13 protein-coding genes are annotated in these 19,831 nt (G+C 66.0%); 8 read left to right on the plus strand and 5 right to left on the minus strand.

Features of this window, described 5'->3' with window-relative positions; genetic code table 11:
- Positions 1-44: 44 nt before the first annotated feature.
- Entirely contained in the window at positions 45-860 is an 816-nt protein-coding gene (gene map, locus ATF69_RS22910) for a type I methionyl aminopeptidase (protein ID WP_146872392.1), read from the minus strand.
- Between the two features lie 137 nt (positions 861-997).
- Between map and purL the strand changes: the two genes are divergently transcribed.
- Positions 998-5,017, plus strand: coding sequence for a phosphoribosylformylglycinamidine synthase (purL, locus tag ATF69_RS22915; protein WP_146872423.1), 4,020 nt, complete (start codon positions 998-1,000; stop codon positions 5,015-5,017).
- A 186-nt stretch (positions 5,018-5,203) separates the two neighbouring features.
- Here purL and ATF69_RS22920 read toward each other — a convergent pair whose 3' ends face one another.
- Positions 5,204-5,893 carry a class I SAM-dependent methyltransferase gene (locus ATF69_RS22920; protein ID WP_108499953.1) on the minus strand — a complete coding sequence of 230 codons (690 nt, stop codon included), beginning with the start codon at positions 5,891-5,893 and terminating at the stop codon, positions 5,204-5,206.
- Between the two features lie 234 nt (positions 5,894-6,127).
- Here ATF69_RS22920 and ATF69_RS22925 point away from each other — a divergent pair, with 234 nt between their 5' ends.
- From ATF69_RS22925 to egtB, 4 genes are all read left to right on the plus strand, one after another.
- Positions 6,128-7,117, plus strand: a complete 990-nt coding sequence (locus ATF69_RS22925; RefSeq protein ID WP_146872393.1) for a DUF808 domain-containing protein — start codon at positions 6,128-6,130, stop codon at positions 7,115-7,117.
- Positions 7,118-7,243: 126 nt separating this feature from the next.
- A complete protein-coding gene (locus tag ATF69_RS22930) occupies positions 7,244-7,834 on the plus strand; it encodes an OmpW/AlkL family protein (protein WP_015013729.1) in 591 nt (196 codons plus the stop codon).
- A 240-nt stretch (positions 7,835-8,074) separates the two neighbouring features.
- Positions 8,075-8,992: an L-histidine N(alpha)-methyltransferase gene (gene egtD / locus ATF69_RS22935; RefSeq protein WP_146872394.1), complete on the plus strand. Its 918-nt coding sequence runs from the start codon at positions 8,075-8,077 to the stop codon at positions 8,990-8,992.
- Between the two features lie 12 nt (positions 8,993-9,004).
- The gene (egtB, locus tag ATF69_RS22940; protein ID WP_146872395.1) at positions 9,005-10,210 is read left to right on the plus strand and encodes an ergothioneine biosynthesis protein EgtB; all 1,206 of its coding nucleotides are present in this window, start codon (positions 9,005-9,007) and stop codon (positions 10,208-10,210) included.
- Positions 10,211-10,414: 204 nt separating this feature from the next.
- Here the strand turns inward: egtB and ATF69_RS22945 are convergent, their stop codons facing one another.
- From ATF69_RS22945 to ATF69_RS22955, 3 genes are all read right to left on the minus strand, one after another.
- Positions 10,415-11,698, minus strand: coding sequence for an O-acetylhomoserine aminocarboxypropyltransferase/cysteine synthase family protein (locus ATF69_RS22945; protein ID WP_146872396.1), 1,284 nt, complete (start codon positions 11,696-11,698; stop codon positions 10,415-10,417).
- Between the two features lie 169 nt (positions 11,699-11,867).
- Positions 11,868-14,561: a cation-translocating P-type ATPase gene (locus tag ATF69_RS22950; RefSeq protein WP_146872397.1), complete on the minus strand. Its 2,694-nt coding sequence runs from the start codon at positions 14,559-14,561 to the stop codon at positions 11,868-11,870.
- A 55-nt stretch (positions 14,562-14,616) separates the two neighbouring features.
- Positions 14,617-16,620 carry a peptidase U32 family protein gene (locus ATF69_RS22955; protein ID WP_146872398.1) on the minus strand — a complete coding sequence of 668 codons (2,004 nt, stop codon included), beginning with the start codon at positions 16,618-16,620 and terminating at the stop codon, positions 14,617-14,619.
- Between the two features lie 196 nt (positions 16,621-16,816).
- Here ATF69_RS22955 and ATF69_RS22960 point away from each other — a divergent pair, with 196 nt between their 5' ends.
- From ATF69_RS22960 to tadA, 3 genes are all read left to right on the plus strand, one after another.
- Complete coding sequence (locus ATF69_RS22960) at positions 16,817-17,971, plus strand: branched-chain amino acid ABC transporter substrate-binding protein (protein ID WP_146872399.1); 1,155 nt, start codon at positions 16,817-16,819, stop codon at positions 17,969-17,971.
- Between the two features lie 141 nt (positions 17,972-18,112).
- Positions 18,113-18,364: a hypothetical protein gene (locus tag ATF69_RS22965; protein WP_146872400.1), complete on the plus strand. Its 252-nt coding sequence runs from the start codon at positions 18,113-18,115 to the stop codon at positions 18,362-18,364.
- A gap of 58 nt (positions 18,365-18,422) precedes the next feature.
- The gene (gene tadA / locus ATF69_RS22970) at positions 18,423-19,814 is read left to right on the plus strand and encodes a tRNA adenosine(34) deaminase TadA (protein ID WP_146872401.1); all 1,392 of its coding nucleotides are present in this window, start codon (positions 18,423-18,425) and stop codon (positions 19,812-19,814) included.
- Positions 19,815-19,831 lie beyond the last annotated feature (17 nt).

The following is a 19,831-nucleotide window of genomic DNA, read 5'->3' on the forward strand; positions in this document are numbered from 1 at the left end:
AGCGGCTGCCCTTTTGCGCGGGAACCGGTGGCCCGGCGCTCACCTCAGGTCTTGGTGGCGGTCACAAAGGACGGCAGCGGGGGCGAACCCGCTGACAACGTCATTACCTCGTAGCCCGTGGGCGTGACCAGTACCGTGTGCTCCCACTGGGCCGACAGGCTGTGGTCCTTGGTCACGATGGTCCAGCCGTCGTTGCCAAATTCCTTCACTTCGCGGCGGCCGGCATTGATCATGGGCTCGATGGTGAACACCATGCCGGGTACCAGTTCTTCGAGCGTGCCGGGCTTGCCATAGTGCAACACCTGGGGTTCTTCGTGGAACTTTTGGCCAATGCCGTGGCCGCAGAACTCGCGCACCACCGAGAAGCCGTGCCCTTCGGCAAACTTCTGGATCGCGTGGCCGATATCCCCCAGCCGCGCGCCTGGCTTGACCTGCACGATGCCATGCCACATGGCTTCAAACGTCAGCGCTGACAGGCGCTTGGCGGCGATCGAGCATTCGCCGATCAGGAACATACGGCTGTTGTCGCCGTACCAGCCGTCCTTGGTGATCACGGTCACGTCCACATTGACGATGTCGCCCTTCTTGAGCGGCTTGTCGTTGGGGATGCCGTGGCACACCACATGGTTGACCGACGTGCACAGCGACGCCGGGTAGGGCGGGTAGCCCGGTGGCTGGTAGCCCACGGTGGCCGAGATGGTGCCCTGCTGGGCCATGCATTCGGCGCCCAGGCGGTCGATCTCTTTGGTGGTGATGCCGGGCTTGATGTGCGGCGTGATGTAGTCCAGCACTTCGGAGGCCAGGCGGCAGGCCACGCGCATGCCCTCGATGTCCTCGGCGCTTTTGATGGTGATGCTCATGCCGCAATTATCCCATCGGCCCCCCAGCCGCGCAGGCGGCCTGGGCTTGCCCGGTAAAATGGAGGGCTCCGGTGCTGGTTGCACGCTGGCACCCGGAGCCACCCTCTACCCCTGACACCCCCCAACAGGCCGCTACCGTGACCTTGCACATGACCACGCTGGCGGGCGGCAACGCCCTCAGCTCCTTCCGCGCTCAGCAACTTCAACCCGCCCTGGAGGCGATCCACCCCAAGATCAGCGGCATTGCAGCGCGTTTCGTGCATCTGGTCGCCACCGATGCGGCCCCCACGCCCGCCGAACAAGAACGTCTGGCTGCGCTGCTGACCTACGGCGACCCCTACGCAGGCCCCGAAGATGGCGCCGTGCTCATCGTCACGCCTCGCCTGGGTACCCTGTCGCCCTGGGCCTCCAAGGCCACCGACATTGCGCGCAACTGCGGCATCGCCATCCGCCGCGTCGAGCGAATCACCGAATACCGCATCAGCCTGAAATCGGGCCTGCTGGGCAAGACACCGGAGTTGACCGCTGAGCAACTGAGCCAGATTGCCGCACTGCTGCACGACCGCATGACCGAATCGGTTGTGGCCGACCGCAGCGCCGCCGCCGCGCTGTTCACCGAACTGCAGCCCGCCCCCATGGAGCATGTGGATGTGCTGACCGGTGGCCCCGAACAAGGACGAAAGGCGCTCGAAGCCGCCAACACCCGCTTCGGCCTGGCGCTGGCCGACGATGAAATCGACTACCTCGTGACCGCCTTCACGGGCCTGAAGCGCAACCCCACTGATGTGGAGTTGATGATGTTCGCGCAGGCCAACAGCGAGCACTGCCGTCATAAGATCTTCAACGCCCAGTTCACCATCGACGGCGTGGCGCAGGACAAGAGCCTGTTCGGCATGATCCGCAATACGCACCAGCTGGCGCCCCAGCACACGGTGATTGCGTATTCGGACAACGCCTCGGTCATGGAAGGCCATCAGGTCGAGCGTTTTGTAGCCAAAATGGCCGCAAGCGCTAGTGAATCATGCGCTAATAGCTATCAAAAAAGTAGCGTCACCCAGCATGTGCTGATGAAGGTGGAAACGCACAACCACCCCACGGCCATTTCGCCCTTCCCGGGCGCATCGACCGGCGCGGGCGGCGAGATCCGTGACGAAGGCGCCACCGGCCGGGGCTCCAAGCCCAAGGCGGGCCTCACAGGCTTCACCGTGTCCAAGCTCTGGGGCAGCACCGTGGGCAAGCCCGAGCACATTGCCAGCCCGCTGCAGATCATGGTCGAAGGGCCCCTGGGCGGCGCCGCTTTCAACAACGAGTTCGGCCGCCCCAACCTGAACGGCTACTTCCGCGAATACGAGCAGAACGTGGGTGGTGTGCAGCGCGGCTACCACAAGCCCATCATGATCGCGGGCGGTGTGGGCGTGATCGATGCCGAGCTGACCAAGAAAATCGAATTCCCCGCCGGCTCGCTGCTCATCCAGCTGGGCGGCCCCGGCATGCGCATCGGCATGGGTGGCAGTGCCGCCAGCTCCATGGCCACCGGCACCAATGCGGCCGAGCTGGACTTTGACTCGGTGCAGCGCGGCAACCCCGAGATCGAGCGCCGTGCGCAAGAGGTCATCAACCACTGCTGGGCGCAGGGCAGCAACAATCCCATCCTCGCCATCCACGACGTGGGCGCGGGCGGTTTGTCCAACGCCTTCCCCGAGCTGACCAACGACGCTGGCCGTGGCGCCCGCTTTGACCTGCGCGCGGTGCAGCTCGAAGAGTCCGGCATGAGCCCGAAGGAAATCTGGAGCAACGAAAGCCAGGAACGCTATGTGCTGGCGATTGCGCCAGAATCGCTGGAGCAGTTCAAAGCCTTTTGTGAGCGCGAGCGCTGCCCGTTTGCCGTGATCGGCACGGCCACCGAAGAGCGCCAGCTGGTGCTGCACGACCCTGCTGCTACGGCCGACGACCAGAAGCTGCCCGTGGACATGCCCATGAACGTGCTGTTGGGCAAGCCGCCCAAGATGCACCGTGACGTGAAGACCGTGGTGCGTGAATTCGCGCCCATGGACCTGACCGGCGTGCCGCTGCAAAAGGCCGTGATCGACGTGCTGGCCCACCCCACGGTAGCCTCCAAGCGCTTCCTCATCACCATCGGAGACCGCACTGTGGGTGGCCTGAGCCACCGCGACCAGATGGTCGGTCCCTGGCAGGTGCCCGTGGCCGATTGCGCCGTGACCCTGGCCGACTACAAGGGCTTTGCGGGCGAGGCCATGAGCATGGGCGAGCGCACGCCGCTGGCCGCCATCAACGCGCCGGCTTCAGGCCGCATGGCCGTGGCCGAGGCCATCACCAACCTGCTGGCCGCCCCCATCGAGCTGCCGCGCGTGAAGCTGTCGGCCAACTGGATGGCCGCGTGTGGCGAGCCCGGCGAAGACGCTGCGCTCTACGAAACCGTGAAGGCCGTGGGCATGGAACTGTGCCCCGCGCTGGGCGTGTCCATTCCCGTGGGCAAGGACAGTCTGTCCATGCGCACGCAGTGGTCGGAAGGCAGCGACAAGAAGAAGGTCACGTCGCCCGTCAGCCTGATCGTGAGCGCCTTTGCTTCGCTGTCCGACGTGCGCGGCACGCTCACTCCCCAGCTCAACGCCACCGAGGCCGATACCACGCTGGTGCTGATCGACCTGGGCAAGGGCCAGAACCGCATGGGCGGCAGCATCCTGGGCCAGACGCTGGACCAAAGCGGCGATGTGGTGCCCGATGTAGACGACCCCAAAGACTTGGTTAACCTCGTCAACGCCGTGAACGCGCTGCGCGCCAAGGGCCAGATACTGGCCTATCACGACCGCAGCGATGGCGGCCTGCTGGCCGCTGCTGCCGAGATGGCGTTTGCGGGCCATGTGGGTGTGGCGCTGAATGTGGACTTGCTGGTCACCGAGGGTGATGGCATCAACGATAGCCGCATGGACACGGGCGATGCCAAGAACTGGGCGGGCCAAGTGGGCGCGCGCCGTGATGAGCTGACCCTCAAGGCCCTGTTCAACGAAGAGCTGGGCGTGCTGCTGCAGGTGCGCACCGCCGAGCGCAACGATGTGATGCAAACCTTGCGTGAGCATGGCCTGTCCAAGTTCAGCCACTTTGTGGGCAAGACACGCCCGGCATCGTCTGAGATCGACGCTGGCAAGGGCGAGCTGCAGGTCTGGCGCGATGCCAAGGCCGTGTTCAGTGCGCCGCTGGCCGACCTGCACCAAGTGTGGGACGCCGTGAGCTGGAAGATTTGCCAGCAGCGCGACAACCCCGCCAACGCCGATGCCGAACACGCCGCAGCGGGCGAGCCCACCGACCCCGGCATGCATGTACACCTCACATTCGATGCCAAGGACAACGTGGCAGCGCCGTACTTGAACCTTGCCAAACCCAAGGTCGCCATCCTGCGCGAGCAGGGCGTGAACTCGCACATCGAGATGGCCTATGCCTTCACCGAGGCGGGCTTTGAGGCCTACGACGTGCACATGACCGACCTGCAGACCGGCCGCGTCCAACTCCAAGACTTCAAGGGCGTGGTGGCCTGCGGCGGCTTCAGCTATGGCGACACGCTGGGCGCTGGCATTGGCTGGGCGCGGTCCATCACCTTCAACCCGGTGCTGGCCGCACAGTTCCAGGGCTTCTTCGGTCGCACCGACACGTTCGGCCTGGGCGTTTGCAACGGCTGCCAGATGTTTGCCGAGCTGGCCGACATCATCCCCGGCGCACAAGACTGGCCACGCTTCACCACCAACCAGAGCGAGCGCTTCGAGGCCCGCCTGTCGCTGGTGGAAGTGCTCGAATCTCCCAGCCTGTTCCTGCAAGGCATGGCAGGCAGCCGCCTGCCGATTGCGGTGGCACACGGCGAGGGCTATGCCAACTTCAAGTACCGGGGCAACGCCGGCAAGGCCATTGCTGCGATGCGCTACGTGGACAACCATGGCCGCGCGACGGAGCAGTACCCGTTCAACCCCAACGGCAGCGCGGGTGGCCTGACGGCAGTGACCACGGCCGACGGCCGCTTCACGGCCATGATGCCGCACCCCGAGCGCGTGTTCCGCAACGTGCAGATGAGCTGGACCAGCGAAGACAAGGCGCAGTGCAGCGGCTGGATGCGCATCTGGCGCAACGCGCGCAAGTGGGTGGGGTAGCAGGGGGCATCCCCCTGAGCGGCTGCGCCGCTTCCCCCTTCTCTCGATTCGCTGCGCGAATCGGGAAGAGGGACGCAGCCCTCGCTGCGGGGCGGCCCTTGCTCGGCTGCCCTGGCGCTTAGGGTGCGCGGGCTCGGCGGTCTGATGGTGGCGCTATCGCGCCGGGCCAACCCTTCAAAGTCGTGTTCAGGCCGCTGTTAAGGTGCGCTGGTACACCAGCAGTCGCCCTTTGTACGCCGGCACATCGGCCAGGGCGGGGTGGTCCAGTCGCTCTTCGATCACATCGAAACGGTGCACAGCCATCTGCTTATGGAAGGTGGAGCGGTTGCCCCTGTTCGGGTCCACGATCCAGATCTGCGCGCCGTCGCCTGCGTGGTGGTCCAGAAAGGTGGCCAGGGACGCACGAGCGTCGCGTTCGTACAGCACATCGCTGCCGATGATGAGGTCGAACTGGCCTTGCACCGCGTTGGCCGGTGCTGGCGCGTCCGAGCCCCACTGACCCGTGCGGTACTTCACGGGTGACAGGCCGTTCAAGCGCGCGTTTTCCTGCAGAAATTGTTGGGCCAGAGGATGGCAGTCGCTGGCAGTGACATCGATACCGCGCCGGTGGCACACCAGGCTGGCCAGACCCAGTCCGCAGCCGATCTCCAGCACACGTTCGCCCGCCAGCAGGGGGCGGCTGGCCATGCGCTGAGCCAGCTGCGCGCCCGATGGCCACAACAGGCCGAAGAGGGGCCAGGCGGCCGATGAGATGCCCAGCGCCTCGGCGGCGCCCAGCGGGTCGGCAAACTGCTGCTTGTCCAGCAGCGACTGGATGATCAGGTCTGCCGCGCCGGTGATGGCGATGTCTTCTTGCTTGGTCAGGTAGCCGGGCATGGCGTGGCGGTGAAGCCCGCAGAAGGCCCCATAGCGGGTAGTGGTTGAGCGCGCGAGTATGCGCCTTGTGGCTGGGCAGGCATGCCCGCAGGCAATGTGGGGCTATCTGCGAATGGCGTGGCCGCTGCACGACGATGGGGGCTTGCGCGGCGGTTGCCTGTGCGTTGCTATAGTGCGGCGCACACCGGCGGCTTGTTCGCCGCATTTTTTTGCGACTCATCCCAAGGACTTCCCATGGCCGCTGGCAGCCTGCTTGCTTTGCTCGACGATATCGCCACCATCCTCGACGATGTGGCCTTGATGACCAAGGTGGCGGCCAAAAAGAGCGCTGCCATGGCCGACGATGTGTCGGTGATGACCAAGGTGGCTGCACAGAAGACGGCGGGCGTGCTGGGGGACGACCTGGCGCTCAACGCCCAGCAGGTGACCGGGGTGCGCGCTGAGCGCGAGATTCCGGTGGTGTGGGCGGTGGCCAAGGGCTCGTTCATCAACAAGGTCATCCTGGTGCCCGCTGCGCTGCTGATCAGCGCCTTTGCGCCGTGGGCCGTGACGCCGCTGCTGATGGTGGGGGGCGCCTTCTTGTGCTTTGAGGGCTTTGAGAAGGTAGCGCACAAGCTGCTGCACGCCCAGCATGAGGATGAGGCCGAGCATGAGAGCCACGCCAAGGCCAATGCCAATCCGGCGGTGGATCTGGTGGCCTTTGAAAAGGACAAGATCAAGGGCGCCGTGCGCACGGACTTCATCCTGTCGGCCGAAATCATTGCGATCACGCTGGGCACGGTGGCCGCTGCGCCCTTCGTGCAGCAGCTCACGGTGCTGTCGGGCATCGCCGTCATCATGACCATCGGTGTCTATGGGTTGGTGGCGGGTATCGTCAAGCTGGACGACCTGGGCCTGTGGCTCAACAACAAGGCCAGCAGCGCCGCGCGCGCCCTGGGATCGGGCATCCTGCGCGCAGCACCCTGGCTGATGAAGGGGCTGTCCATTGCGGGCACTGCGGCGATGTTTCTGGTGGGCGGTGGCATTCTGGTGCACGGCGTGCCTGCGTTGCACCATGCGGTTGAGGCTGCAGGTACGGCAGCGGCGCAATGGCCCGTGGGTGGGCTGTGGGCGGTGCTGGTGCCCAACCTGCTGAACGCCGTGGTGGGCATCGTGGCGGGTGGCCTGGTGCTGGCCGGGTGGACGCTGGTTCAGCGCCTGCGGGGCAAGTCCACAGCTCGATAGTGGGTATTCCTTGATCTAGGTCTAAGGGTTACTACCGAGGGCTTGAGGTAAGGCAAGGCCGGGTCGTGGCCGCAGCGGTTCAATGCATGCACGGGGGTCGTCCCCGTCCAACCGATGCGAAATACCATGAAAAAGAACCTGCTGGCTGTCGCCGTTCTCTGTGCCCTCTCTTCTGGCGCTGCCCTGGCGCAACAGGCTGAAGGCCCCTGGATGGTCCGTGCACGTGCGGTGCACCTGGACAGCGCCAACAAGGACAGCACACCGCTGGGCCTGTCGGTCAACAATAAGACCATCCCTGAAGTGGATGTCACCTACTTCTTCAACAAGAACATCGCGGCCGAGCTGATCCTGACCGTGCCCCAGAAGCACACGCTCAGCGCTGGCGGCGCAGCCATTGGCACGCTCAAGCACCTGCCCCCCACACTGCTGGCGCAGTACCACTTTGATGCCCCCGGCTTCAAGCCCTACGTGGGCGCGGGCCTGAACTACACGCGTTTCTCGAGCGTGAACCTGCCCGCAGGCGTGAGCATTGACCGCAACAGCTTCGGCCCCGCGCTGCAAGTGGGTGTGGACATCCCGCTGGCCAAGAACCTGTACCTCAACTTCGACGTGAAGAAGGTTTTCATCAAGACCGACGTGAGCGCAGGCGGTGCCAAGCTGGGCACCTTCAAGGTGGACCCCGTTCTGGTGGGCGTGGGTCTGGGCTGGCGCTTCTAAGGGCACAGGGCCCCAGGCGGGCCCTGCGTTCCTGACAATAAAAGTTCTCCAAGGGTCTGAAGGGCTGGCGCATGCGCCAGCCCTTTTTTTGTGGGTGCGGAAATGGCCTACACACGGCAGTCAGCGAGGCAACGCACAATGGGGCAGGGGAGCGTGTGGGGCGTGCCGCAATGTGGGCGCTCCAGGTGCCTCTGCTTTTGACCACCCGGCGGCGCTGCCGCCCCAACGTCCTGACGACCCATGCTCCTGCCTCGCTATTCCGACATCACCCACGGACTGACCCAGCGGCCCGCACGCATCTCCCCCAAGTATTTCTACGACCAGCATGGCTCGCAGCTGTTTGAAGCCATCACACGCCTGCCGGAGTACTACCCCACACGCACCGAAATGGCGCTGATGCAGACACATGCAGACAGCATCGCGGGCGCCGTGGGCGCAGGCCGCACCCTGATCGAACTGGGCGCGGGCAACTGCCAGAAGGCCCGCACCCTGTGCCATCTGGTGCAGCCGGCCTGTTTTGTGGGCGTGGACATTTCGGCGGATTTTCTGGAGCAGGCGGTGCAAGGGCTGCGCGACGACTTCCCGGCGCTGGATGCCCGCGCGCTGGCGGGCGACATGACCCTGGGGGTGTCACTGCCTGACGACATTCCCCGCACCGGGCGCCTCGTGTTCTACCCGGGCTCGTCCATCGGCAACTTTGACCCGCCGCACGCGCTGGAGCTGCTGGCCCACATGCGCGAGCTGATCGACGACGATGGCGGCCTGCTCATTGGCATCGATTTGCCCAAGGATGTGGCGGTGCTCGAAGCCGCCTACGACGATGCAGCGGGGGTCACCGCCGAGTTCAACCGCAATGTGCTGCGGCATGTGAACCGCCTGATCGGCAGCGACTTTGACGTGGCGCAGTGGCAGCACCGTGCGTTCTTCAACCCCGAGGCGTCGCGCATCGAAATGCACCTGGAGGCCGCCTCTGACACCGAGGTGTGCTGGCCCGGCGGCGGTCGCAGGTTCGACCAGGGCGAGCGCATCCACACCGAGAACAGCTACAAGTACCCGTTGCCCGTGTTCACCGACATGCTTGCGCGCGCCGGTTTTGCGCAGGCGCAGGCGTGGACAGACGAGCGGGGCTGGTTCGCGGTCGTCCACGCCCGTCCTTGACCGGTGGCTGCCATGACCGTGACATCCACCGCATTTGACACGCTGCTGGCGCGCTACACCGCCGTGCGCGGTCGCTCGCTGGCCCTGGCGGCTCCGCTGTCGCCCGAGGACTGCGCCGCGCAGTCCATGCCCGACGCCAGTCCCACCAAATGGCACCTGGCCCACACCACCTGGTTCTTTGAGACCTTTGTGCTCGAAGCCCACGAGCCCGGTTTTCAGCCGTTTGCACCGGCGTTCCGGGTGCTGTTCAACTCCTACTACAACGGTGTGGGCGCCAAGCACCCGCGTCCGCAGCGCGGGCTGCTCACGCGGCCATCGCTGGACGAGGTGCTCGCCTACCGGGCCGACGTGGACGCCCGCATGGCGCGCCTGTGGCCCACTGTGGCGCACGACGCTGCGCTGCGTGGCCTGATCGAGCTGGGCCTGCAGCATGAGCAACAGCACCAGGAGCTGATGCTCACCGACATCCTGCACCTGCTGTCCTGCAACCCCTTGTTCCCTACCTACGCCAAGCCTTCAGAGGCTGTGGCGCCCGAGGCTGACCAAACACTGGCGTGGCATTCCTTTGACGGGGGGCTGGCCGATATCGGCCACGCTGGCAGCGGCTTTGCCTTTGACAACGAGGGCCCGCGCCATCGTGTGTATCTGCATCCCTACGCGCTGGCCTCGCGGTTGGTGACGCAGGCCGAGTATCTGGCGTTTGTGGAAGGTGGCGGCTACCACAACCCACTGCTCTGGCTGGCCGAAGGCTGGGACTGGCGGGCGGCGCAGGGTCTGGAGCAGCCGCTGTACTGGCATCGCATCGACGGGGCCTGGCACCAGTTCACGCTGGCCGGCCTGCAGCCGCTGCAGGGCAACCAGCCGGTGGTGCATCTGTCGTACTACGAGGCCGATGCCTACGCGCGCTGGGTGGGCGCGCGCCTGCCCACGGAGGCTGAATGGGAGCATGCGGCCGCGCAGGGTGCCGCTGGCATGGCGCAGTGGCACGGCGCTGCGTGGCAGTGGACGCAGTCGAGCTACGCGCCGTACCCAGGCTTCCGGGTGGCTGAAGGCGCCGTGGGTGAGTACAACGGCAAGTTCATGGTCAACCAGTACGTGCTGCGGGGCTCGTCCAACGCCACGCCGCCAGGGCACGAGCGACGGACCTACCGCAACTTCTTTCCGGCCACGGCGCGCTGGCAGTTCACCGGCATTCGGCTGGCACGCGACCTCGGCTGAAGGCGGCCAGCGCCCGGCGCTGGCCGTCATCGACACGCCGCGTTGGGGCCGGCATGACGGTGTCGCTACGTGTCGTGGTCTTGTTTGCTATCAAATGTGTAGCTGTTGGCGCATATTCCACTAGCGCTTGGACGCAAAAATCCTCAAAAGTACGGTGTCAGGTGCCTGGCCATGCGCTTTTGGGGGCGCATGGCCATTCGCACATCACACCTTGTCGAGTGCCTGCGCCAGGTCCGCCCGCAGGTCGTCGATGTGCTCGATGCCGACCGACAGGCGCACCATGCCTTCGCTCACGCCCGCCTTGGCCAGCTCTTCGGGATTGAGCTGGCGGTGGGTGGTGGACGCGGGGTGGGTGGCCAGCGACTTTGCATCGCCAATGTTCACGAGGCGCGTGAAGAGCTGCAGCGCGTCGAGGAAACTGGCACCTGCCGCACGTGGATCGGCGTCGCTGTTCTTCACGCCAAAGCTCAGGATGCCCGATGCCTTGCCGCCTGACTGGCGTTGCACCAGCGCGTGGTCCGGGTGGTCGGGCAGACCGGCGTAGCGCACCCATTCGACCTTGGGGTGGCTTTGCAGGTACTGGGCAATGGCCAGCGTGTTGTCGCAGATACGGTCCATGCGCAGCGCCAGGGTTTCAATGCCTTGCAGGATCAGGAAGGCATTGAGCGGCGCCAGCGCCGCACCCGTGTTGCGCAGTGGCACCACGCGTGCACGGCCGATGAAGGCGGCGGGGCCCAGCGCCTCGGTGTAGACCACGCCGTGGTAGCTCACGTCGGGCTCGTTCAGGCGCGGGAAGCGTGCCTTGTGCTCCGCCCACGGGAATTTGCCGCTGTCCACAATCGCGCCGCCCACGCTGTTGCCGTGGCCGCCCAGGTACTTGGTGAGCGAGTGCACCACGATATCGGCGCCATGCTCGATGGGGCGCAGCAGGTAGGGGCTGGGTACCGTGTTGTCCACGATCAGCGGCACGCCATGGTCATGCGCCACCTTGGCCAGCGCGGCGATGTCGGTCACGTTGCCCAGCGGGTTGCCGATGGACTCGATGAAGATGGCCTTGGTGCGCGCATCGATGTGCTGCGCAAAGCTGGCCGGGTCGCGCGGGTCGGCAAAGCGGGTGGTGATGCCCTGCTGCGGCAGCGTGTGGGCAAACAGGTTGTAGGTGCCGCCGTAGAGCGTGCTGGCCGAGACGATGTTGTCGCCCGCCTCGGCAATGGTCTGGATGGCGTAGGTGATGGCGGCCATGCCCGAGGCCACGGCCAGCGCGGCAATGCCGCCTTCAAGGGCCGCGACGCGCTTTTCGAGCACGTCGGTGGTGGGGTTCATGATGCGGGTGTAGATGTTGCCCGGCACCTTCAAGTCAAACAGGTCGGCGCCATGCTGGGCGCTGTCAAACGCGTAGGCCACCGTCTGGTAGATGGGCACGGCCACCGCCTTGGTGGTGGGGTCGGGGCTGTAGCCAGCGTGGACGGCCAGGGTTTCGATCTGCATGGGTGCTGTCTCTTTCATTGAAGGGATGGGAGTGGAACAACCGGGCTCGGCCCATTGCTGGACGAGGCCCGATGTGCCGATGGCGCGGGCCATTCTGGCACCCTGGACCCCTGGCGTCATCGAATCGTTGGCTATGTGCTTATGACGTTCATGTTCGCCCTGGACTCTTTCAGGCCGAGGGCTCGTCCATGGCGCTGTCCATGGGCTCTGGGGTGGCGCGCCGCGCCTGCTGGCTACGGCGCCAGGCCTTCTCGACTTCCACGACCACCAGCACCACCAGCGCTGCGCCAATGCACAGGGCCAGCTCGCCCAGGCTCAGCGGCTCGGTGCGGAAGATGGGGTTGAGCCAGGGCACATAGATGGTGGCCATCTGCAGCGCAAAGGTGAGCAGCACGGCACCCAGCAGCGGGCGGTTGCTCAGCAGGCCCAGGCGCCAGATGGGTTCGGATTCGGAGCGAATGGCGATCACATGCGCCATCTGCGCCAGCGTGAGCACGGTGAACACCATGGTCTGCCAGTGCGTGTGGCCGGTGTGCAGGGCCCAGGCCTGCACCGCCAGGCACAGCCCGCCGATGAGCAGGCCCACACCCAGGATGTGCTGCCACATGCCGTGGGCAAACAGGCTTTCGCGCGGCGCGCGGGGCGGGCGCTGCATGATGCCGCGCTCGGCCGGTTCGGCGGCCAGCGCTAGGCCGGGCAGGCCGTCTGTGACGAGGTTGACCCACAGGATGTGGATGGGCAGCAAAGGGATGGGCAGCAGCAACAGCGGCGCGAGGAAGATGGTCCAGATCTCGCCCGAGTTGCCCGTCATCGCGTAGCGCACAAACTTGCGGATGTTGTCGTAGATGCGGCGGCCTTCGCGCACCGCCGCGACGATGGTGGCGAAGTTGTCGTCCAGCAGCACCAGGCTCGATGCCTCGCGTGCCACGTCGGTGCCGCCCTGGCCCATGGCCACGCCGATGTCGGCACGCTTGAGCGCCGGGGCATCGTTCACGCCGTCCCCTGTCATGGCCACAAAGTGGCCCTGGGCCTGCAGCGCCTCGACGATGCGGATCTTCTGCGCCGGGTCCACGCGGGCGTAGACCTGCACCTGCTCCACGCGGGCGCGCAGGGCAGCATCGTCCAGTGTGGCCAGGTCGGCGCCAGTGAGCACCGGGGCATCGCTGCTCTTCACAATGCCCAGGCGGTGCGCAATCGCGCGTGCAGTCGCAGGATGGTCGCCCGTGATCATTACGGGCGTGATGCCCGCACTGATGCAGTCGCGCACTGCGGCCTGGGCCTCGGCGCGGGGTGGGTCGATGAGGGCGATCAGGCCCAGCAGCTCCAGCTGGTTTTCTACTGCGTCGATGTCGTTGGTGTCGGGCAGGCGGGCGTGGCTGCGGCGGGCGAGGGCCAGCACGCGCAACCCCTGTGCAGCGAGCTGCTGGGCAGTGGCGAGGACCTTGGCGGTGTCTAGTGCGGCAGCGCCTTCAGGCGTCCAGTGGGCGGCGCAGCGGGGCAGCACGGATTCGGGCGCGCCTTTGGTGTAGGCCACAATGCCTGCGGCCGCGCGGTGGAAGGTCGTCATGCGCTTGCGGTCGGAGTCAAACGGTTGCTCCTGCACGCGGGGGCTGGCAGCGTCGAGCTGGGCCTTGTCCAGCCCGCCCGCATGGGCGGCGAGCACCAACGCGGTCTCGGTGGGGTCGCCCAGCCAGTGGATGCCCGACTGGCCCTCTTCGTTGTGAACCTGCAGCTTGGCGTCGTTGCACAGCGCGGCGGCGCACAGGGCTTCGGCGTGGGCCGCACCGGGCAAGGGGTCGCCGGGCACCCAGCGCACACCGTGTGCCAGCAGCAGCTCGGCATGCATGCGGTTCTGGGTCAGGGTGCCGGTCTTGTCTGAGCAGATGGTGGTGACCGAGCCCAGGGTCTCCACCGAGGGCAGGCGCCGCACCAGGGCATGCACTGCCACCATGCGGCGCGCCCCCAGGGCCAGCAGCACCGTGACCACGGCGGGCAGGGCCTCGGGGATGGCGGCCACCGCCAGGCTGATGGCGGTGAGGGCCATCAGCAGCGGCGCCTCGCCGCGCAGCACGCCCACCACAAAGATCACCGCGCAGATGCCCAGCACCGCTATCGCCAGGCGCTTGCCAAACGCCGCGAGGCGCAGTTGCAGCGGCGTGCTGCGGTCGCCGGTGTCGAGCAGCGTGGCCACCTTGCCCAGCTCGGTGCGCATGCCGGTGGCCACCACCAGGCCGCGTGCGCGGCCGTGGGTGGCGGTGGTGCCCTTGAAGGCCATGTTGGTGCGGTCGCCGAGCGCGCCCACGTCTTCGGCTGCCAGGGCTTCGGTCTGCTTGGCCACCGTGACGGACTCGCCCGTGAGGGCCGATTCATCCACCTGCAACTGCGCGATCTCGATGAGCCGCAGGTCGGCCGGGATCTGGTTGCCCGCCTCCAGCAGCACGATGTCGCCAGGCACGAGCACGGTGGCAGGAACCACCTGCACCGCACCGCTGCGCAGCACGGTGGCGTGCGCCGCGGCCAGCTGGCGCAGTGCCGCCATGGCCTGGTCGGCGCGCCAGGCCTGCACAAAGCCGATGACGGCATTGAGCACCACGATGACGAGGATCACCAGCGTGTCGGTGACCTCGCCCACCAGCCCCGAGATGACGGCCGCACCCAGCAGCACCAGCACCATGAAGTCCTTGAACTGGTCGGCCAGCAGGCGCCACCAGGGGCGGTCCTGCGATGCGGCCAACTCGTTGGCGCCATGGGTGGCGCTGCGGCGCAGCGCTTCGTCGGCGTGCAGGCCTGCGTCAGGGTTGACGCCATGGGCCTGGGCCACGGCGTCGGTGGGGTGCAGGTGCGGCGCGGTGGATGGGGACATGCGGCGATCGGTGAAACGGGCCGCACGCCCGCACAAGGACTTCTTCGGCGTTGCCTTAGTGCGCGACTTGCGGCCGGGCTTTGTAGAACTGGAGCGGGGCTTCTGGCACCTGGTTCAGCACCTGGCGCTTGATCTTGCCCACCACATGCATTTCACAGGGCTTGCAGTCAAAGCGCAAGGTCAGCTTTTCCTTGCCATTGATCAACATCAAGGGTTCGGCCTTGATGGTGCCCTGGACACCCGTCACGCCCTTGGCCTGTTTGGGGCAAAGGCTCATGGAAAAGCGCACGCAGTGCTTGGTGATCATGAGGCTGACCTCGCCTTCCTCTTCGTGCGCCTCGTAAGCCGCAGCGATCACCTTCACACCGTGGCGCACGTAGAAGTCGTGGGCCTTGTGGTTGAACACATTGCCCAGGAAAGAAAGCGTGTCCTCTGGGTAGGGCGCAGGCGGCTCCACCGGCGTGGCGCGCGGCAGGCGGGCAAAGTTGCGGGCGCGGTTGGCTTCCAGGTCGGCCACGGCATCGCGGCGCAGAGCGTTGAGCACCGAGGCGGGCACAAACCACGGCTGCGAGAGCTGCAGCGCAATGTCATGCACCGCAAACACCGTGGCTCCAAAGCGGCCGAGCTGCTCGCGCAGGCTTACCTCGGCCTTGGCCGTGTCAGTGGCTGGCTGGTGGGTCTGCTGCACGGATGCGCAGCCCACGTTGCCGTCCTCGTCGGTCAGCATCAGGCTGAAGCCGGTGGGCGTTTCGCTCAGGTGCGCCCACAGGCCGATGCGGCGGTCGCTGGACTTTTTCTCCAGCGTACGCACCCAGTCCATGTCGCGGTTGCGGTTGACCTCGGTGCCCTTGCGCAGGTCCTTGAAGCCGTCCATCGGGTCCTTGGGGTACACGCGCCATTGGCCCACGCTGCGGGCCGACACCGGTTCGGCCACATTGATGGCCATGCCCACCAGTTCCTTGTGCAGGTCGTAGTAGCACAGGCCGTCGCCGTTGTGCAGCACGGTGGCCAGGTCACTCAGTTCCAGCTCCACAAAGTCTGGGCCCAGCTTGGTCACCCAGCCGATGGCCTGGCCGGGGTTCTTGGGGGTGTCGAACGCGCCGATGTCTTCCTTGCGGCCCGTCACGAAGTAATCGGTGAACTCGCGGTTGAAGTTCTGCAGTGGGTCGGGTGTGAAGGTGAAGGTGGTGCGACCGCTGGACGAGCGCGACAGCGGCCGGCCTTGGGCCTCGCGCTCTTCGATGATCTCGTCGAGCAAGGTGCGGTAGTGGGCGGTGATGTTCTTCACGTAGCCCATGTCCTTGTAGCGCCCTTCGATCTTGAAGCTGCGCACGCCCGCATCGATGAGGGCGCGCAGGTTGTCGCTCTGATTGTTGTCCTTCATGCTCAGCACATGCTTGTCGTGCGCAATGAAGCGGCCCTGCGCGTCGGTCACCTGGTAGGGCAGGCGGCAGGCCTGGCTGCAGTCGCCGCGGTTGGCGCTGCGGCCCGTTTGCGCATGGCTGATGTTGCACTGGCCACTGTAGGCCACGCACAACGCGCCGTGGATGAAGAACTCGATGTTGGCGCGCCCCGGCGCATCCACGGGCCCCAGCGCCTTGTGCACTGCGGCGATCTGCTGCACCGTCAGCTCGCGTGCCAGCACGATCTGAGAGAGGCCCGCGTCCTGCAAGAAGCGTGCTTTTTCGGGCGTGCGGATATCGGTCTGGGTGCTGGCGTGTAGCTGGATGGGCGGCAGGTCGATTTCGAGCAGGCCCATGTCCTGGATGATGAGGGCGTCGGCACCGGCTTCGTACACCTGCCAGGCCATCTGGCGCGCGGCTTCGAGCTCGTCGTCGCGCAGGATGGTGTTGAGCGTGATGAAGATGCGGCTGTTGAAGCGGTGCGCGTGCCTGACCAGGCGCTCGATGTCCCGAATGTCGTTGCCCGCACTGGCCCGCGCGCCAAAGGCCGGGCCGCCGATGTAGACGGCATCGGCGCCGTGGTTGATGGCTTCGATGCCAATGTCTGCGTCGCGCGCGGGCGAGAGCAGTTCGAGCTGGTGGGGCAGGAGGGACATGGGGCGTGATTATCCCAGCCTGCCTGGCCGGGCGGTGCGCGCCGGACGTATTAGCCCGGTTAATGCCGGAGCAAATTACTAAGTTTGCTTAGTAATTTTGCGAAAACGAGGGTTGAGGTGGCTACGATGCGGGGTTTGTTGTGTACAAGTTCGGTGCACAACAGGATGCTTTGACCGACCCAGGAGACTTTGTACCGTGCTGCGCCCCGTTTTTGCTTCTTCGCCCCTGTTCCGAATTTCTGCGCTGACCGCCCTTGCGCTGGCGGCCCATCTGGCCTCTGCCCAGGACGTACAGACCGTCAAGATCGCCCATGCGGGCCCGGTGTCGGGCGGCATTGCCCACATCGGTAAAGACACGGAAAACGGTGTGCGTCTGGCCATTGACGACCTGAACGCCCAGAACCTCGTCATCGGCGGCAAGAAGATCAAGTTTGAAATCGCGGCCGAAGACGACGCGGGCGACCCACGCCAGGCCACCGCCGTGGCCCAGAAGCTGTGTGACCAGAAGGTGGCGGGCGTGGTGGGGCACCTGCAATCGGGCACCTCCATTCCCGCCTCGGCGGTCTACGCCAAGTGCGACCTGCCACACATCACGGCCTCGGCCTCCAACCCCGACCTGACCAAGCCCGGCCACAAGACCACCTTCCGCCTGATCGCCAACGACAACGCGCTGGGTGCTGCCCTGGCCTTGTTTGGTGCGGACCACCTCAAGCTCAAGAGCGTGGCCATCATCGACGACCGCACGGCCTATGGCCAGGGCGTGGCCTCGGTTTTCAAGGCGACGGCGCAACAAAAGGGCCTGAAAGTGGTGGCCGAGGAGTTCACCAACGATAAGGCCACCGACTTCATGGCCATCCTCACCGCCATCAAGAACAAGAAGCCCGACGCGATCTTCTACGGCGGCCTGGACGCCCAAGCCGGCCCCATGCTGCGCCAGATGGAGCAGCTGGGCTTGGGCAACGTGAAGTTCTTCGGCGGTGATGCGCTGTGCACCGAGAAGCTGCCCGAACTGTCGGGCAAGACCCCCGCGCTGAAGAATGTGACCTGCGCGACGGGCGGCGCGTCGGTGGACAAGATGCAAGGCGGCTCGGACTGGAAGAGGCGCTACGACGCCAAGTTCCCCGGCCAGTTCCAGATCTACAGCCCCTACGCCTATGACGCCGCCATGGTGCTGGCCGACGCGATGAAGCGCGCCAACTCGGTGGACCCCAAGGTGTTCGCGCCGTTCCTCGCCAAGACTGAATACAAGGGCGTGACCGCCAACATCGCTTTCACCGCCAAGGGCGAGTTGACCACGCCCGCCGTGACCTTGTACACGTTCAAGGACGGTAGCCGCGTGGCATTGAACTGAGGTCACTCTCCGGCGTTGCTTCAGCGACTCCTGACCCAACGGCCGCTCCCTGCGGCCGTTTTTACGTGCGGTGTTTGGCTTTACAGTCAGATCCCATCGCAAGAACGCGCGGGCCGCCGGTGCCCGCCAAGGAGCTCAGGTATGCGCGCAATGTTTGGATTGGTCGGACTGGTGGTGGTGCTGGCCATCGTGGGACTGCTGGCCAAGAAGCAACTGGCGGCCACGCGTGCCCCCGTGCCAGCATTGCAAACCGCCACAGGCGCGGCGGGGCCTGCGTCGGCGCCGACCGGCACGGTGCGTGAACAGAGCCAGCAGATGCAGCAGCAGGTCAAGCAGCAGTTAGAAGGCCTGATGCAACAGGCACGCCCCATGCCCGAAGACGAGAAAAAATGAGCCAGATCGGCTTCAAGCGCTGATATTTCATGCCTTGGATGCTATTGAAAATATAGTGATGAAAATCGCCGACGATGCGCACTGGATGCGACTGGCCCTGGCCGAGGCGCAAGCCGCAGCCAGCGCGGGCGAGGTGCCCGTGGGCGCCATCGTGGTCAAGGACGGCCAGGTCATCGCCACTGGCCGCAATGCCCCGGTGGAAGGCCACGACCCGACGGCCCATGCCGAGATCGTGGCCCTGCGTGCCGCGGCGCTGCGCCTGGGCAACTACCGGCTGGACGGCTGCAGCCTGTATGTGACGCTGGAGCCTTGCGCCATGTGCAGTGGCGCCATGCTGCATGCTCGCCTGGCACGGGTGGTGTTTGGCGCGATGGAGCCGAAGACGGGTGCGGCAGGCTCGGTGCTCAACCTGTTTGGGCATGCCGAGATCAACCACCAGACCGAGGTGCAGGGCGGGGTGCTGGCCGAGGAGTGCGGCGGCCTGCTGAGCCGCTTTTTTGCGCAGCGGCGCCTTCAGCGGCGCGCCGAGGCATTGGCCCGCCACCCCCTGCGTGACGATGCCTTGCGCACACCCGATGCGGCTTTCGCGAACCTGCCCGGCTACCCCTGGGCTCCCCACTACGTCAGCGACCTGCCGAGTCTGGCGGGCCTGCGCCTGCACTACCTGGACGAAGGCCCGCGCGACGCATCGCGCACCTGGCTGTGTCTGCATGGCAACCCGGCCTGGAGCTACCTCTATCGCCGCATGCTGCCCACCTTTCTGGCTGCAGGCGACCGCGTGGTGGCGCCCGACCTGATCGGCTTTGGCAAAAGCGACAAGCCCAAGAAGGAAGGTGCGCACCAGTTCGAATGGCACCGCCAGGTGCTACTGGAGCTGATCGAGCGGCTGGACCTGCGCAGTGTCGTGCTGGTGGTGCAGGACTGGGGCGGCATCCTGGGCCTCACGCTGCCCATGGCGATGCCCGAGCGGTTTGGCGGCCTGCTGGTGATGAACACGCTGCTGGCCACAGGCGATGCACCGTTGCCCCAGGGCTTTGTGGACTGGCGTGCGATGTGCCGGGACAAGCCGCTGTACGGGGTAGGGCGCCTGTTGGCACGCGGCAACCCGCACCTGAGCGCTGCGGAACTCGCAGCCTACGATGCCCCCTTTCCGGACAAAGGTTACCGGGCTGCGCTGCGTGCGTTCCCTGAACGTGTCCCTGCCGCCCTGGATGACGCCGGTGCGGCGCTGTCGCGTGAAGCCCGCGATTTCTGGCAGCACCGGTGGCCAGGCCGCAGCCTGATGGTGGTGGGGGCGCAAGACCCCGTGCTGGGACTGCCCACCATGCGGGCGCTGCAACACAACATCCGTGGAGGCCCCGAGCCGGTGGTGCTGCCACATGCGGGCCACTTTGTTCAGGAGCATGGCGAGGCCATTGCTGCACAGGCTGTGGAATACTTCGCGCACTGATGTGCCCGCTGGCGCCC

The organism is Acidovorax delafieldii (assembly GCF_007993815.1).
Taxonomy (GTDB): Bacteria; Pseudomonadota; Gammaproteobacteria; order Burkholderiales; family Burkholderiaceae_C; genus Acidovorax; species Acidovorax delafieldii.